Source organism: Methanomethylovorans sp. (assembly GCF_041447285.1).
In the GTDB taxonomy this organism is placed as follows: domain Archaea; phylum Halobacteriota; class Methanosarcinia; order Methanosarcinales; family Methanosarcinaceae; genus Methanomethylovorans.
The window spans coordinates 20,768-37,468 of the sequence record NZ_JBGMEB010000017.1; the positions used below are offsets into that span (position 1 = coordinate 20,768).

12 protein-coding genes are annotated in these 16,701 nt (G+C 38.6%); 7 read left to right on the forward strand and 5 right to left on the reverse strand.

Annotated features, from left to right (window positions below; translation table 11 throughout):
* Positions 1–85: 85 nt before the first annotated feature.
* The gene (gene dinB, locus ACC612_RS10445) at positions 86–1,177 is read right to left on the reverse strand and encodes a DNA polymerase IV (RefSeq protein WP_371854473.1); all 1,092 of its coding nucleotides are present in this window, start codon (positions 1,175–1,177) and stop codon (positions 86–88) included.
* Between the two features lie 87 nt (positions 1,178–1,264).
* Between dinB and ACC612_RS10450 the strand changes: the two genes are divergently transcribed.
* Positions 1,265–1,726, forward strand: a complete 462-nt coding sequence (locus ACC612_RS10450) for a pyridoxamine 5'-phosphate oxidase family protein (RefSeq protein ID WP_371854474.1) — start codon at positions 1,265–1,267, stop codon at positions 1,724–1,726.
* Positions 1,727–1,775: 49 nt separating this feature from the next.
* Here ACC612_RS10450 and ACC612_RS10455 read toward each other — a convergent pair whose 3' ends face one another.
* Positions 1,776–2,834, reverse strand: a complete 1,059-nt coding sequence (locus ACC612_RS10455; protein WP_371854475.1) for an N-acetyltransferase family protein — start codon at positions 2,832–2,834, stop codon at positions 1,776–1,778.
* A gap of 380 nt (positions 2,835–3,214) precedes the next feature.
* Between ACC612_RS10455 and ACC612_RS10460 the strand changes: the two genes are divergently transcribed.
* The 6 genes from ACC612_RS10460 to ACC612_RS10485 all read left to right on the forward strand — a co-directional run bounded on the left by ACC612_RS10460 (position 3,215) and on the right by ACC612_RS10485 (position 8,947).
* A complete protein-coding gene (locus ACC612_RS10460; protein ID WP_371854476.1) occupies positions 3,215–3,460 on the forward strand; it encodes an acyl carrier protein in 246 nt (81 codons plus the stop codon).
* A 4-nt stretch (positions 3,461–3,464) separates the two neighbouring features.
* Entirely contained in the window at positions 3,465–4,943 is a 1,479-nt protein-coding gene (locus ACC612_RS10465) for a class I adenylate-forming enzyme family protein (protein ID WP_371854477.1), read from the forward strand.
* Positions 4,924–5,952, forward strand: coding sequence for a hypothetical protein (locus ACC612_RS10470; RefSeq protein WP_371854478.1), 1,029 nt, complete (start codon positions 4,924–4,926; stop codon positions 5,950–5,952). Before ACC612_RS10465 ends, ACC612_RS10470 begins: the two co-directional genes overlap by 20 nt.
* A 92-nt stretch (positions 5,953–6,044) precedes the next feature.
* The gene (nadE, locus tag ACC612_RS10475; RefSeq protein WP_371854479.1) at positions 6,045–7,013 is read left to right on the forward strand and encodes an NAD(+) synthase; all 969 of its coding nucleotides are present in this window, start codon (positions 6,045–6,047) and stop codon (positions 7,011–7,013) included.
* A gap of 12 nt (positions 7,014–7,025) precedes the next feature.
* Entirely contained in the window at positions 7,026–7,766 is a 741-nt protein-coding gene (locus ACC612_RS10480; RefSeq protein WP_371854480.1) for a 3-oxoacyl-ACP reductase family protein, read from the forward strand.
* Positions 7,767–7,813: 47 nt separating this feature from the next.
* Positions 7,814–8,947 (forward strand): DUF362 domain-containing protein, encoded by a 1,134-nt coding sequence (locus tag ACC612_RS10485; RefSeq protein ID WP_371854481.1) that lies wholly within the window; start codon positions 7,814–7,816, stop codon positions 8,945–8,947.
* A 74-nt stretch (positions 8,948–9,021) separates the two neighbouring features.
* Here ACC612_RS10485 and ACC612_RS10490 read toward each other — a convergent pair whose 3' ends face one another.
* The 3 genes from ACC612_RS10490 to ACC612_RS10500 form a co-directional block, all read right to left on the reverse strand.
* Positions 9,022–9,603, reverse strand: a complete 582-nt coding sequence (locus ACC612_RS10490; RefSeq protein WP_371854482.1) for an acyltransferase — start codon at positions 9,601–9,603, stop codon at positions 9,022–9,024.
* Positions 9,604–9,994: 391 nt separating this feature from the next.
* Complete coding sequence (locus ACC612_RS10495; RefSeq protein ID WP_371854483.1) at positions 9,995–13,726, reverse strand: disaggregatase related repeat-containing protein; 3,732 nt, start codon at positions 13,724–13,726, stop codon at positions 9,995–9,997.
* 522 nt (positions 13,727–14,248) lie between these two features.
* Positions 14,249–16,474 carry a PKD domain-containing protein gene (locus tag ACC612_RS10500; protein WP_371854484.1) on the reverse strand — a complete coding sequence of 742 codons (2,226 nt, stop codon included), beginning with the start codon at positions 16,472–16,474 and terminating at the stop codon, positions 14,249–14,251.
* Positions 16,475–16,701 lie beyond the last annotated feature (227 nt).

Genomic DNA, 16,701 nt, shown 5'->3' on the forward strand with positions numbered 1-16,701 from the left:
AAAAAAAGTATCGACGACAATTACTTTTCATAAGTAACCCTTTTAATTATTAAAAAACTCAGGTGCAAAAACACTTACAAGCATTCTACATAAATTCGAATAGGCTTTTCTGTCCAGTGTTCTGTTGCAGATTTCCCACCCTAACACCTATCCTGCGGAAGTTCATAGTGCTCTCGTGAAGGAATTGCAACATCATTTCCCTTGCAGTTTCATGTAAAATACCTTTATCAGAAACTGCATGATTGAGTGTACGGCTTTTTGTTGTCATCCTGAAGTTGGAGAAGATCACGGTGACAGTTACAGAACGAAAACTCACTTTTCTTTCTCCTGTCTTTTTGATAACATCATCCACCAATTCTCTCATCAGGGAAAATATCATATCATCATCTCGGGTGTCTTCTTTTAGAGAAGCCATTCTGCCTATCTGGTCTGTGACTGTTCTTTCGGTAACTGGTGATTCATCAATACCAGATGCAGCTTTTTTCAGCCAGGTTCCCCGATTTTTACCGAATACTGATATGAGCTCCAAGGCATCAAAGTCAGCAAGTTGCCCTATGGTCTCAATACCCATCTGCAAGAGCTTTTCTTCTGTAACTTTTCCTATGCCCCAGAGTTTTTTCACAGGCAGAGGACTTAAAAAAGCAGTCACATCCTTTGGGTCAATCAATGTCAAACCATCTGGTTTTTTGAAAGATGAAGCCATCTTGGCAATGAGCTTGTTTGGCCCAATGCCCACTGAGCATGTGAGTTTTTCCTGTTCCAGGATATCATGTTTAACCTGCATACCAATATCCTTTGCCTTCTCAAAATCTCCGCCACAGTTCTGGGTTATTTCCAGGAATGCCTCATCAATACTTATTCTCTCAAAGGATTCTTCGTTATCTGCATGGGAGTGTAGTATGTCCATGATTCTTGCAGAAACTTCTTCATAGAATTGCTTACGCACAGGAAGAAAAACAGCATCTGACTTGAGCGCTTTAGCTTGCCTGCAGGGCATGGCTGAGCGTATGCCAGCCTTCCTGGCAACATAGTTAGAAGTGCTCACTGCTCCCCCTTCTTCCCCACGGTTAGAGTACATGCACACAACTACTGCCTTATCTTTAAGAGAGGGATTTTCACGCTCCTCGATAGCAGCATAGAAGTAATCCATATCCACATGTATTATTACACGTTCCATTAAAAAGAAAAAGGACTAGGTAGTTTTTATTGTTAACTGAGGATTCTATTAAATAAATATTTAAAAAATAATGGTAAAAGTAAGATGATGAGAAGAAAGGATAAGGAAATACTTGACAATCAGCTGATTGAAAGAATTCTAAACGAAGCAGAGGTCATCAGGCTCTCTATGGTCAATGGAAATGAACCATACTTAGTTGCTATGAACTATGTTTATTCTGCTGGTTCTCTTTATATGCATTCTGCAAAAGAAGGCCGTAAGATAGAGGTTTTGAAAAAAAACTGTAAAGTTGCATTTCAAACAGAAATTGATGTAAAAATAGTATTGAAAGAACAAAGTTGTAGCTGTGGCACTCGATACATGAGCGTTTTTGGAAAAGGCACAGCATTTCTGATAGAAGAGGAAGAAGAGAAAAAGCAGGCTCTTAATGCTATAATGGTCAAATATACTGGGAGGCTTCCTTTTGATTATCCTGTAAATTCTCTTAAAAATACATTGATAATAAAGGTGCAGATTGAATCTATCACGGGAAAAAAGTCAGGTTATTGAAGTGGTTATTAGCACACAGAAAAGGACGGTAAAATAGTAAAATTATAGTTCAGAATATCGTATCTCTGCAGTCCACATAGAAGTTGCTGAAGTCCGGAAGTGTTCCTGTAATAGGTTTTGCGTATATGTACTCTTTTTCAAAGTGAGGTCTAAACCCCTTCAGAACTTCAAGAAGAGGATCAGCAGGATCCAGATACGTACCAAAGAACTCACATCTTGTTTCGTACATCACGGAACTGCAGTGTTCAAATATGTCTACCATAGCATCTTCATATCCTGGTTTGAATGCATGGTTAACGATATTACGGAATTTGAAGTACTTGCCTTCTTTAGGTACAAGTGTCATATGTGTGAGATGCCGTAGAGCTCCCTGCACGTTTGATATGAGCCTCCACATTAGTGGTTCTTTGATATAGACCATTTCTGCAAATACTGCTGTGTCCCAGAATCCTCCGCAAGCTACTATTTTTCCATTTTCCTTTGCAACCATGAAGTTTTCCAGCCCATACCCTAGTGTTTTATTGACACGATCTTTAAAACTTTTGGGTGTAAACGGCATGAAATGTGCCCTTCCAGCGTAGTATTGGTTGATAAGTTCTACAGCTTTAGGCAGATCTGACTCATTAATGTGTTCGAGTTCATATTTTGCTTTTATTCTCTCTTTCTTGCTGGTAGACATTTCACAGATTATGATCTCCTTTTCCTTTATGTAGCCCATTTTCTCCATAAATTTTATGGAGGGCTCACTTGGCCCATACATATAACAATAGATGTAGGAAGCATTGATATCCTTAGCACATTTCTCTACTTCTTTTATCAGCTGGGTCCCTATACCTTTTCTTCTAAAGTTTGGGTCTATCATCACTTCAATCAGATATATGTAAGGTTTAAGAGGTCCATTTTTGACTGTCCATCCCACATAACCTACAATCTGTTCATGTTCCTCTGCTACCATTATCTCCCAGTTATCATAAAGTTCGTATCTTATAGTAATATCTGGAGAAAGATCTGCCACCATAGCTAGTTTTTCGTTACCTTGTGGACTCATTTTTTCAATATTAAGTAACGCATCGTTATCGCTAGATATAAAAGGTCTGATTAGTACCATATGTTGTCCCCCAACCTCATTTTGTTGCCATATGCAAAAATTAGACCATTGACTTAACTCTTCTTTTCGTCAAGCTGTTAAGCTCTCCTCTAAATAAAGATTGATTTTAGTAAATATATAGTTTTGGCACTATTTGAAAATTAAATTAAATAAAATGTAAATAAGGAGCATGGAATTAGTGATTTATTTAGTGCTAAAAATTTAATCAGATTTATAAAGAAATCTCCACTTAATTATATATACTATTAGACGGAAATCTATGTCCATAGGTCGACGGATATTTTGTTCAGAAGATATTTATACTAATGCATAGTTAATAAAGTCATTAACAGATTGAAATTGGTCATTGATTTCCAAGACAAAAATTGGAGGTTTATGCTATGGAAAATATAAAAACAACTATAGTCAATTACCTAAAAGACAATTCTTTTATGGACAAGAACGCTAATTTGACAGATACCGATTCTCTCACCCAGAGTGGAATTATAGATTCAATTGGTTTACTCGAATTGTTGGATTTCCTAAGTGAAAAATATTCAATAGAAATTCCTGAAGACATGTTGATTCCGGAAAACCTTGATTCATTAAAAGGATTAACTAATCTGGTAACCAAACTTACAAAGTGAGATAATGAAAATTGATGCATATCTTACAGAGCATGCCAGAAAAACACCTTCTCGCATTGCCCTAGAAGAGGGTAATAATTCTATTTCATATGGAACCCTTGAAGCTAATGTTAATGACATAGCTTCATCTATGCGGGAATTTAGGCATTGTAGGTTTGCAATACTTGAAGAGATGGGCATACAGTATATAAAAATGCTCATGGCAGTATACAGATCGGATAATGTTGCTATTCCGATGCCGATCGAAATGCCTTCATCCAGTCTGGAAAAGATACTTGATGCTGGTCATATCAGGAATATAATTACAACAGAGACACAGTATTCTAAATTCGGGGAAGCTTTTTTCGAGCGTTTTGGGACTGTCATCGTCGTTTCTGATGATAATTCCCTGAAGTTTTTACGCAAAGAAATATCAGTAGAGTCCAATCATCCTGAATTGAGGCTTGTATTGTATACTTCTGGCACTACCGGTATTCCTAAAGGTGTGATGTTAAGTGATAAAAATATCACTACAAATGCAGCAGCAATTATCGAAATACTAAATCTCACTTCCGCCGATAAAGCAGCACAGGTAATATCCCCACACCATGCTTTTGGAAATTCAATCATTAATTCCCATTTGATGTCAGGCGGATGCATCTCTATGGGGAATATGAAGTTCATAGGCTCAGTTTTTGGTTTAGTTGAATCAGGTGTCACTGTATTCTACGGTGTACCCAGTACATATCGTATACTTTTGCGTTATCCGGATAGGTTCAAAAAGGCATTTTCTAATGTCAAGATTGCTGCCTCAGCAGGCGGAGGTATGACCGAACAGATTGTCAGGAACATAAAGGAATTGGCTCCTGGCATCGAGATATTACCGATGTATGGTCAAACTGAAGCTACAGCAAGGCTTGCATACGTGCCAAAGGAAGACGCTGAAGAGTTCATCGAAACTATAGGCAAGCCAATTCCAGGTGTAATTCTGGATGTATTTGATGATAACAGAAACCCTGTAGGACCAAATATCACAGGTGAACTGGTTGCTAAGGGTGACAATATACTGATAGGGTATCTGGATAACGAAGATGCGACTAAAAAGAAAATAGTAGATGGATGGATGTATACCGGCGATCTCGCGCAGAAGTTACCTAATGGCTACTTCAAATTAATGGGACGTAAGGACGATCTCCTTAAAATAGGAGACCATTTGGTAAATCCAAGAGAAATAGAGAAATCTATTGAAAACAACAATAAAGTCTCTGCAGTTTTTGTTGTGCCAGTACCTCATGATCTAATGGGAACTGCCATAAGTCTCATGATAATACCTGAGCCGGAAACTGATATTGACGTTTTGTTCAAGTTCTGTCGCAAGAATCTTCCGTCTCACTTACATCCTAAGGAGATTCTCTTTATTGAACGCCTTCCATTAACTGAGAACGGTAAGATATCCAATCGATTGATTATAGAGGAATACAAAAATGTCAAAAATTGTATGTAAAAAATGTGTCCTGGACTCTGATATTCCAGGTATAACGATCAATCCGGAGACTGGTCTCTGTCATTTCTGTGAAACTTATAAACCTCTCACTGAAGCTGAAAAAGAACAATACCTGGCAGAGATGGAAGAGATATTTGATAGAATTAAAGGCAAGGGTGAATATGACGTAATCTATGCATTATCAGGTGGAAAAGATTCATCATATACGCTCTATAAGCTGAAAAAGGATTATCCATTCCTTAAAGTCCTGGCTGTTCTGTTCAATAATGGTTTCATATCTGAGAATGCGATTGAAAATGCCAAGAAAATGTGTGAGATCACAGGATCTGACTATTATGAACTGACGATGGACAGGAAACAGCTATGCGATGCTTGGAAAAAAGCTGCTGATTCTGTGGATGCATTTCCTAAATTTGCTAAATACAGAGCCAGTGATATCTGCAACACTTGCATCAGTATCATCAAGCAGAAGCTGATAGAAAATGCCATTGCAAGAAATGCACCTGTCATAATATTTGCTTTCACAGCTGGACAAGCTCCTAATCCTATAATCAAGTTGAACTATAATTTTATCAATCTATCAAGAAATCTTTTCGAAAAACAGCTTGAAAAAATTGGCATTGATGACAAAGATGAAAGCTTCATGATCAAAAAGTCAGTTATTCAAAATATGGACAAAAGCAATCCTCCTATGATCATCCATCCTCTATGTATGTGGGATTATAATGAGGATATGGTAGTTGAGACTGTGACTAAGATCGGCTGGAAGCCTCCAAAACTCAATGACAGCAACTCTACCAACTGTAAATTGAACTCCCTTGCCTGTCATAATCACCTGCAAAAATACGGGATTCATCCTTATGCGTTTGATATAGCAGGAATTGTCAGGAACGGCGATATGTCCCGGGAAGTTGGACTGGAAAAACTTCATCAGGAACTATCACAGCCACTGATCGATGAAGTTTCCAAAGAATTGAAAGTAAAGGTGAACCCTTTAAAAAAGTCATAATGTAATTTGATCGTTGCCATTGCCGTAAGGAAAATTCCCTTGCATTACATAATGCCATTAACAGTTCAATAACATAGGAGGAGAGAAATACTATGCAGATAATGGACGAACTTAACAGAGATATTGATAAGGTAGCTCTGACTCTCAGACACTTTATCAGAGAACAGATTTCCGGTTTTAAGAAGAAAGGTGCAGTTGTAGGTGTATCAGGCGGTATCGACTCAGCTGTGATCCTTACTCTGTGCGTAGAGGAACTTGGAGTTGAAAATGTATTTGGAATGCTCCTTCCTGAGAAAGAATCAGCTGCTTCAAGCACTCCTTTAGGTGCAGAAATATGTGAGAGTCTTGGAGTAACTTATGAAGAAGTTCCTATATCTCCAATACTTGAAGCACTTGATATTTACAATAAGAAGGATCAAGTAATAAAGAGAGCTTGCCCTGAATATGATCCCAAGATTCACCAGACATCACTTGTGTTGCCTGATTTCCTGAGTACAGGTGCAGTGAATGTTCCATATATGAAACTTTTCAAAGATGGTGAGCTTGTTTCACAGCACAGGTTAAAAGCAAACGATTATCTGGAAATAATCGGACTGCAGGGTGTAAAGCAGCGTTCCAGGATGATCGTTCAGTACATGTATGCTGAAAAAATGAACTACATAGTTTGCGGAACAACCAACAAGACTGAATTGGTTCTTGGTCAGTTCGTAAAGTATGGAGATGGTGGTGTGGATATTGAGCCTCTGGCAGATTGCTACAAGACTCAGGTCTATGCTCTGGCAAAATACCTCAATGTCAATGAAGAGATCATCAAGAGGCCACCAAGTGCAGACACATGGAGCCATTATACCACAGACCAGGAATTTTACTGGCGCATGCCCATTCAGATCATGGATCAGTTGCTGTATGGTAGAGAGCATAAATTGTCTCTTGATGTGATCGAGAAGAACACAAAACTACCCAAGGAGACTGTGCAGAATGCCCTTAAGCACCTTGATAGGGTAGAAAGCACTACAGAGTACATAAGATCAGCTCCTCCAACCTGTTATATTAACAGATGAAACGTGAGATAAATGCTTGATGGTAAAGTTGTATTGGTGACTGGAGCAAGCCGGGGTATAGGAAAAGCTATAGCCTTGCTTGCTGCAGAAAACCACGCACATGTTATCGTCAATTACAATAAAAATGAAAAAGGTGCTGCTGAACTTGTTGACATGATTCATGGAAAGGGTTTTTCTGCTTCTATGATCAAAGCCGATGTTTCATCAGAAGATGAAGTAAAGGACATGTTCAGCTCAATAAAAGAAAAATACTCCAGGATCGATGTGCTGGTAAACAACGCCGGACTTATGAGAAACAGTCTTCTGGCACTTACCAGTACAGAACTTTTTGATCATACTATCGATGTTAATCTAAAGGGAACTTTCCTTTGTACCAGGTATGCATCGAATATGATGAGAAAACAAAGAGCAGGACGTATTATTAACATCTCTTCTATTGTCGGTCTTCAAGGTTATGAAGGTCAAGCTGTCTATTCTGCAAGTAAGGCAGCTGTTATTGGATTTACGCGATCTGTTGCAAAAGAACTTGGAAGATATGGGATTACTGTCAATGCTATTTCACCAGGTCTTATAGAAACTGACCTGATCAAAGATATCAAACCTGATATAAGGGAAAAAATGCTATCCAATATTTCTCTTGGGAGAATTGGTACTCCCGAAGACGTAGCAAAAGTTGTGTTGTTCTTAAGTTCAGACCTTGCAAGTTATGTTAGCGGATCTGTTATTGCGGTGGATGGCTGTCAAACGATATAATTAATTATTGTCATATATCGTTTACATTTTGATAGGAAGGGTATATTATGAACACTAAAGTGTCCATTGTTAAATGCGATGATTATTCGAAAGCAAGAGATGCTATCAAGGAAGCACTTGATCTTATTGGGGGTCTTGAAAAGATCATATCTCCAGGCAATCGTGTCCTGTTAAAACCCAATGTACTTGCCATTAAACGCCCAGAGGCCGCAGTTACTACTCATCCTGCAATTGTATCGGTGATGTGTGAATTTGTTAAAGAAGCAGGCGGTATTCCCATCGTAGGAGATGGTTCTGGAGTTACAAGCTCTGCTTCAACTGCTACTGCAGAAGCACTTAGAGTATCGGGTATTGAAGAAGCAGCTTTAACTTCCGGTGCAGAGCTTATCAACTTTGAAACATCGGGTTTTGTCGAGGTTGATGTTCCTGGTGCTAAGCAATTCCCACGTCTGCACATAGCAAAAGCAGTACTTGATGCAGATGTGATCATTTCGCTTCCTAAGCTCAAAACCCATGAACTCACTCTGTATACTGGAGCTGTTAAGAACTTTTTTGGTGTTATACCAAGAAAAGACAGAAAAGATGCTCATTTTCTGGAGGACCGTGATCTTTTTGGAGATGCAGTTGTAGATATCTATTCTTTCGTCAAACCCCATCTTGCAATCATGGATGGTATAGTGGGAATGGAGGGAGATGGTCCATCAGCTGGTACTCCCATATCCTCAGGCGTGATCATGGCAAGTTATGACTGTGTAGCATTGGATGTAGTTGCATCTGAACTCATAGGATTTGATCCCTTGCAAATACCCACAAATAAAGCTGCACTCGCCAGAGGATTTGGTACTAAGAAGCCGGAAGTTGTAGGAACACCCCTGGAAAAAGTGAAGACTTCATTCAAAAAACCAACAGGTGGGGCACTTGCTCTTATGCCTCCTTTCTTTAGAAGAATGCTCAGAAAGCAGTTCACAGTAAAACCCTTCATCAACCCTTCTATATGCACACTTTGCAAGGCATGTGTTTTGAACTGTTCAGTGGATGCTATAGAGGAAAAAAATGGCTCATTGAAGATCAATGAAGAAAAGTGTATCCAATGTTATTGTTGTCGTGAACTTTGTCCAAGTCATGCAGTAGAGATCAAAAAATCACTACTCGTAAGGATCATGACCAGAGGAAAAAAGTAATTAAGGATAAAAGATGGGTTGATCAGAAATAATACAGATCAATCCTCTTTTATTTACTTAAATGTATTAGTGAATCAACAAGATTCTGATTTTACTTCTGTTTTTGTTTCTGATTTTTCTTCTTTCTTTTCTTCATCTCCAACGTCCAGCTTTTTTACAACTTTGGCCGGGAAGCCTAAAGCAAGACTATTCGGAGAAATATTGCGGCTAACTACAGATCCAATGCCTATTATGGAATTCTCGCCAATCTCTACTCCCTGAGTAATTATACAGCCGGGGTTTACAGAAACACCACGTCTGATAATAATTGGCTCTATAGTTCTTGGATATGCCTTTCTTGTAGTCAGACTGCCTCTTGAATGAGAGGATAGTATGCAGCGATCACCAATTTCAACAAAATCTTCTATTGTGATCATTTCAGGGTGAATTCTATCAAATATTACATCATAACCGATGTACACATTTTTTCCAATATTCACTCCTCTCATTCTATGAAATTTTGCTCTCCATGAAGGAATCGGGCAAGTTGATGCGAGTCGCTCCAAAACCCATTTCCTAAAATATTTTATCCCAAATATGATTTTATTCTCATGATAATGATCAGCTATTTCTCCAAAACAAATTTTGTCCCTGTCAGAAACCACATCAGAAGCCATTTTGCGCCCACCTGTTGAATTCACTCTTATGTATCTAAAAGTCATATTATTGATATGATAATCTATGGATATGTTTTTTAAAACATTGCAAATACAATAATAGAACAGTTGATTATCACCTTGTATACTTCAACCACGATAATTATGGTATATAATTATAACTATATGTCGACCAATAAAAAATTTATTGTTTATTCTTAAATTAACTCCTAAACTTTTGTGTACTATTAATTTCAAGTTGTATCATAATGTGCAATATTTGTACTACTTATTGGGCGGCAAAATATAAATATATTATTATATTCTACACCCAAAAAATATAGTTATTTCTAAATGGATGAGTTAACAAAAAAAGAAATCGAGCGAAGTTATTTTCGCTCGCAGTTTCATATCAACTTGTCACAGTAAGCTTTGGTCTCATAGCATTGTTTGAATACTCTGAGCTGTAAAAGGCTATGTAGTTACCGCTCTCAGTCCTTGCCTTGATGAAGAAACCAGTGTTAGTGTACTTGCCACTGATATACTCCTTCACAAGCTGTGTGACATCGAAATCATAATATTTGTTGCCAGGCACTGTGCTTGCCGGGAAGGTCAGAGTTGCGTATGGTATACTACCCTGAGCAGCACCGTTCTTATCATACCAGTTTCCTCCGGCTGTACTCCAGGCAGTACCAGAAGCACGATTATTCCAGCTCACGTACTTTGGATCCCATGCAACTGGCCTGTAAACTTCAACTACAGTATCATAAGTACGTGTCGTACTTGCAGGGTAATACCAATATAGTGAGAGAGTTGCCTTTGATATTGTATCAGTTGTCTTGTAACTGCTCAGATCGAACAACATTACATCTCTGGCAGTGGCTGAACTCTTTCCAATGTCAACATACGTAGAAGTGGAATATACCGTACTTGCTGAATCTGAACGCAACCTGTTGTCATAGGTAGGAGAGTACGAAACCGAAGTTCCTGTTGACGTAGATGTATTTGTTGTAGTGCTTGTTGTTCCACTAACAACTACATTTGCTGTATCGGTTGCCTTCTGGCCGGCTGTATCTGTGACAGTAAGCGTTACAATGTAAGTAGCTGCTGTTGTATATGATTTTGTGGCAGTTTTACCTGTGGCTTCGGATGTAATGCCGTTTGATGCATCAAAGTCCCATGAATATGAAGCTATGCCTTTGTCATCGGTGGAAGTGCTTCCATCAAAAGTGACAGCAGAACCTACTGTGGCGGTTTTGTCAGAACCAGCATTTGCAACTGGTGCGGCATCTACAGAAGTAGCTCCACTAACAACTACATTTACTGTATCGGTTGCTGTCTGACCAGCTGTATCTGTGACAGTAAGCGTTACAGTATAAGTACCTGCAGTTGTGAACGTCTTTGTCGCTGTTTTACCTGTAACTTCCGATGTAATACCGTTTGATGCATTAAAGTCCCATGAATATGAAGCTATGCCTCTATCATCAGTGGAAGCACTTCCATCAAAAGTGACAGCTGAGTTGGTTGCTGTATTTTTATCAGAGCCAGCATTTGCAACTGGTACACTATCTGTAATATCTGCATTAGTTGAACCACCTGATGTAGAGGTTATTGTTAACTTTGGTCTCATGGCAGTGTTTGAAGATTCGGCACTGTAGAAGGCAATGTAATTACCGCTTTCAGTCCTTGCCTTGATGAAGAAACCAGTGTTAGTGTACTTGCCACTTACATATTCCTGCACAAGCTGTGTGACATCGAAATCATAGTACTTGTTGCCAGGTACCGTGCTTGCTGAGAATATGAGAGTTGCATAAGGTGTACTTCCCTGAGCCACCCCGTTCTTGTCATACCAGTTTCCTCCGGCTGTGCTCCAAGCAGTGCCAGAAGCACGATTATTCCAACTCACATATTTTGGATCCCATGCAACTGGTCTGTAGACTTCAACTACAGTGTCAGAAGTACGCGTGGTACTTGCAGGGTAATACCAATATAGTGAGAGAGTTGCCTTTGATATTGTATCAGTTGTCTTGTAGCTGCTCAGATCGAACAACATCAGATCTCTGGCAGCAGCTGAGCTCTTTCCAATGTCAAGATAGGTAGAAGTGGAATACACTGTACTTGTTGAATCTGAACGCAACCTATTATCATAGGTAGGAGAGTATGAAACCGAAGTCCCCGTAGATGTAGTTGTATCTGGAGTTGTGGTTGTTGTTCCACTAACAATTACATTAACGGTGTCTGTAGCTGTCTGGCCTGCCGCGTCTGTGACGGTGAGGGTCACAGTGTAAGTACCTGCAGAGGTATATTTTTTGGTAGCTGTTACCCCAGTAGCTTCAGAAGTGATACCATTTGAAGCATCAAAGTCCCATGAGTAGGTAGCTATACCTTTATCATCCGTGGAAGAATTTCCATTGAATAGCACAGTTGAGCCAACAGGAACGGTTTTATCAGAACCAGCATTGGCAACGGGTTTAGCATCTATCTCATTTGAAACGGTTGAACTACTCTTTGAAGCCTGAGCAGTGTTACCATACCTCCCAATATTGATCCTACCCCCATTTGGAGAAGGTTCATTGCTATAGGAAGATTCGGAATAACCTGCATCTATTAAGGGACTGGATGTGGAATCTGCTACCCATTTACCACTTGAATAATGGCCGGCCTTGCTTTGGAGATGGTAGTCACGGGTGGTAGAAGATACAAATTGAGGATCAACATATATGTCTCCACTATGCTCAATATTTGAGCCGGTGTAGGCATCATTTGTATTTTTATAGATACAATTATTGTTTAGTACAAATTTGTGGTTCGCAGAGTTGTAATTCCAGACACCGGTTGCCACGTTCTTGGCACAGTTCATGATGATGTTGTTATTTACATAGGTAGTGAACTTGGCACTCATTTTGTAAGAATTGGTATATTGGTAATATTTGATACCAGCATGACCACCATTGTCAATGACGTTGTTTTCTATCCTTGTGTTATCAAACTGTCCAAGCGTGATCGCAGCATTGCTATATCCTGTATTGGTACCATACTGCCCAACATTATACATTGTGTTGTGGTGTATGTACACATTTTTTCCACGTATTACGTTATCTGTATCTTCACCATCTATCCAGATAGCTGCACCATTAAGGGTGTGGAATATGTTGTTGTAAATCTCAATATTTTCAGATTTGTACCCACTGCTCTTATCAATTTCTATACCTGGGCCTGTTGAAGTGCCTCCAGTACCAATTTCTGAATGAATCACGTTATTGTAGATCTTTGCATTACCGGAACTTGATAATCTGAAAGCGCTGTTTGTTCTTGTAAATACGTCATTATTAGCTACAGTTACACCATTCATTCCCAGAACATACAAAGCATCATGTCCCAGCTTATATACAGAATTACCTGTGAATGTTATATCTGCTGAGGAAGTGTATGAATAGGGCTTGTTCTTTACTTTTAATCCGTCTCCAGTTCCCCATTCCAGACGCATATCTGTTACTGTAACCCCTTTACAATTTTCAAAATACATCAGATTATAATATCCTTTGCCACGAGATACTGATTGACTTTCACTATTTCCGTCGATCTCAAATCCTTTGATGGTAATATCTTTTTGTGCACCACTTTTGTTCTTTATTAGCGGTACTTCAGCAGCCCATCCTGCATTTGGTACCAATTTGATACAAGCGCTTGAATCTCCGGTAAGTATTGTATTTGATCCAATTTCGAGGGTTGCATCTATCCAGTATGTATTTGGTCCTCTTAGGTAGACAGTGCCGCCGCCGAGGTTGTAGGTATCTGTTAATGCTTTGTTAATTTCAATGTGATCATTTGTTCCGTCACAGTTATAATTTCCACTTCCATCGGTATCAACATAAACCGTTGCTGCGGATGCTAAACTGGATCCGACAATTGAAAAACACAGGAAGCAGATTGAAAAAGCCAGGAACAAAACAGATATTTTTTTTATAAGAGATTTGTTTTTGTTTTCAGCATTTAAGCCATTATAGTTTTTAGCAAAAGAAGCTTTTGGCGAAAATACGAAGAGACTACTGATCGTTAATGCAATTAGTAATACATGGCGAGATTTAGCCCATCTGTGAGCGCTAAATCTTTCGCAAATTTTTATGCTTTTACTTTTAAACATATTCACTCTCCTTTATCGTTTTTATAGAATTTTTATTTAAATTTAATTTAAAAGCAGATTGACATTATGATAGATAAGTATTTGCCGAAAATATGTAAATTTAAAAATATTGTTTTTAACATTAATAGTATTGTATATTTTTATTTTGTATGGATCCACAACATATTGTCTAGTTTAGTGGTATATTGCCTCTTTTTATGGCAGTTCTGGAAAAATAGTTGATCCAAAAGAAAGTGATTATTATAGGAAATATAAATAAATAGCTATGTATTTAATTTAATAAATATTTAATTTGTAATACATCTTACTTAATTTGTTCCTAAATCATCTAATAGTATCTATAAAAAATAATAGGGTATATTATGCTACAAACAAAGTATGTAAAATCATGATGTGAGTATGATTTCATAATATCAAAATAATTCAAGCATGTTCTTCCCACTGAGATCCTAAAAATGAATGAAACTTGGTATCCCTTGATTTTAAGATGTTAGGACCCAAGTTCTCTACAACGTTCTGGAATTACTTGACAACTACCCTTAATGTGTCTGTGGATTTTTGTCCTTTAGAGTCAATCACAGTTAGTGTCACTGTGTAAGTTCCAGCTTTTGTATACGTCTTGGTAGCTCTCATACCTGTAGCTTCAGTGGTTATACCATTGGATGCATCAAAGTCCCATCTGTAAGAGACTATTTTATTGTCATCAGTGGACGAACTGCCAGAGAAACTAACAGCTTTTCCTCTGGTGGCGGTCTGGTCTGCTCCTGCGTTTGCGACTGGTGGCTTATCTCCGGAGCTTGTTGTGGCAGAACCTGATGTAGTTGTTGTAGTTGTACTTGTGCTTGTTGTGGTTGCAGCGCTTGTTTTGCCACCAACAACTACCGTCAAAGTGTCTGTGGATTTCTGTCCCTTTGAGTCAGTGACAGTAAGTGTCACAGTATAAGTTCCAGCTTTGGTATATGTCTTTGTAGCTCTTTGACCCGTGGCTTCGGTTGTTATACCATTTGAAGCATCAAAGTCCCATCTGTAAGACACTATCTTATTGCTGGCTGTGGAAGAACCACCATCAAAGGATACTTTAGAATTCACAGCAGCTGTTTTATCTGCCCCGGCATTTGCAACCGGTAGATTGTTTCCGGAACTTGTCGTTGTGGAACCTGATGTCGTTGTACTTGTTGTGGTTGTTGAAGTGCCAACGACTACCTTTACTGTGTCTGTGGATTTTTGTCCACTTGTATCAGTAACAGTCAATGTCACTGTATAAGTCCCAGCCTTTGTATATGTCTTTGTGGCAGTCTTACCGGTAGCTTCTGATTTTATACCATTTGATGAATCAAAGTCCCATGAGTAAGATTTTATTCCGTTGTCGTCAGTGGATGCACTACCATCAAATAACACTTTAGCATTCACAGCAGCTGTTTTGTCTGCACCAGCGTTTGCCACCGGTGGGTTATCTGCCTTGTTTGAAACAGCTGAAGAACTATCACTAGTGGATGAACTTGAGGATGAAGAGTCAGAAGTATCTCCGCTATGTTCAATATTTGCACCAGTGTACGGGCCCTTTGCATTGCCAGAGATGCGATTATTTTTCAGTACAAATTTGTGGTTTGCAGAGTTATAGTTCCAGACACCTGTTGCCACATTCTTATTACAGTTTCTGATAACGTTGTTAGTTACATATGTGGTGAACTTTGCACTCATCTTGTAAGAATTGGTATATTGATAATACTTGATACCAGCATGGCCACCATTATCAATAACATTATTTTCAATCCTTGTGTTATCAAACTGTCCAATTGTGATTGCTGCATTGCTGTATCCAGTATTGCTACCATACTGGCCAACATTGCGCATTGTATTATCGTGTATGTATACATTCTTTCCACGTATTACATTATCCCGGTCTTCACCATCTATCCAGATAGCTGCACCATTAAGGGTGTGGAAAGTGTTCTTGTATATTTCAATATTTTCAGATTTGTACCCACTGCTCTTATCAATTTCTATACCTGGACCTGTTGAAGTGCCTCCAGTACCAATTTCTGAATGGACCACGTTATTATAGATCTTTGCATTACCGGAACTTGACAATCTGAAAGCGCTGTTTGTTCTTGTAAATACATCATTATTAGCTACAGTTACTCCATTCATTCCCAGAACATACAGGGCATCATGTCCCAGCTTATATACAGAATTGCCTGTGAATTTTATATTTGCTGAAGAACTGTATGAATAAGGCTTGTTCTTTACTTTTAATCCGTCTCCAGTTCCCCATTCCAGACGCATGTCTGTTACTGTAATATCTTTGCAGTTCTCAAAATACATCAGATTATAATATCCTTTGCCACGAGATACTGATTGTTTTTCACTATTTCCGTCGATCTCAAATCCTTTGATAGTGATACCTTTTTGTGCACCGCTTTTGTTTCTTATTAGTGGTACGTCAACAGACCACCCTGCATTCGGTACCAATTTGATACAGGCGCTTGAATCACCGGTAAGAATAGTATTTGATCCAATTTCAAGGGTTGCGTCTATCCAGTATGTATTTGGTCCTCTTAGGTATACAGTGCCGCCGCCGTTGTTGTAGGTATCTGTTAATGCTTTGTTAATTTCAACGTGGTCATTTGTTCCATCACAATTATAGTTTCCACTTCCATCTGTATCAACATATACTGTTGCTGCGGATGCTAAATTCGATCCAACAATTGAAAAACACAGGAAGCAGATTGAAAAAGCCAGAAACAAAACAGATATTTTTTTTATAACAGATTTGTTTTTGTTTTCAGCATTTAAGCCATTATAGTTTTTAGCAAAAGAAGGTCTTGATGAATAAACGAAGAGACTACTGATGGTTAATGTAATTAGTAATACATGGCGAGACTTAGCCCATCTGTGAGCGCTAAATCTTTCACAAATTTTTATACTTCTACTTTTAAACATATTTCACTTTCCTCTGTTGTTTTAGGATAGTT

Excerpts from the sequence above, each read along its gene's own strand:
- dinB (WP_371854473.1), bottom strand. The coding sequence starts at position 1,177 with ATGGAACGTGTAATAATACATGTGGATATGGATTACTTCTATGCTGCT.
- ACC612_RS10450 (WP_371854474.1), top strand. The coding sequence starts at position 1,265 with ATGAGAAGAAAGGATAAGGAAATACTTGACAATCAGCTGATTGAAAGA.
- ACC612_RS10455 (WP_371854475.1), bottom strand. The coding sequence starts at position 2,834 with ATGGTACTAATCAGACCTTTTATATCTAGCGATAACGATGCGTTACTT.
- ACC612_RS10460 (WP_371854476.1), top strand. The coding sequence starts at position 3,215 with ATGGAAAATATAAAAACAACTATAGTCAATTACCTAAAAGACAATTCT.
- ACC612_RS10465 (WP_371854477.1), top strand. The coding sequence starts at position 3,465 with ATGAAAATTGATGCATATCTTACAGAGCATGCCAGAAAAACACCTTCT.
- ACC612_RS10470 (WP_371854478.1), top strand. The coding sequence starts at position 4,924 with ATGTCAAAAATTGTATGTAAAAAATGTGTCCTGGACTCTGATATTCCA.
- nadE (WP_371854479.1), top strand. The coding sequence starts at position 6,045 with ATGCAGATAATGGACGAACTTAACAGAGATATTGATAAGGTAGCTCTG.
- ACC612_RS10480 (WP_371854480.1), top strand. The coding sequence starts at position 7,026 with ATGCTTGATGGTAAAGTTGTATTGGTGACTGGAGCAAGCCGGGGTATA.
- ACC612_RS10485 (WP_371854481.1), top strand. The coding sequence starts at position 7,814 with ATGAACACTAAAGTGTCCATTGTTAAATGCGATGATTATTCGAAAGCA.
- ACC612_RS10490 (WP_371854482.1), bottom strand. The coding sequence starts at position 9,603 with ATGGCTTCTGATGTGGTTTCTGACAGGGACAAAATTTGTTTTGGAGAA.
- ACC612_RS10495 (WP_371854483.1), bottom strand. The coding sequence starts at position 13,726 with ATGTTTAAAAGTAAAAGCATAAAAATTTGCGAAAGATTTAGCGCTCAC.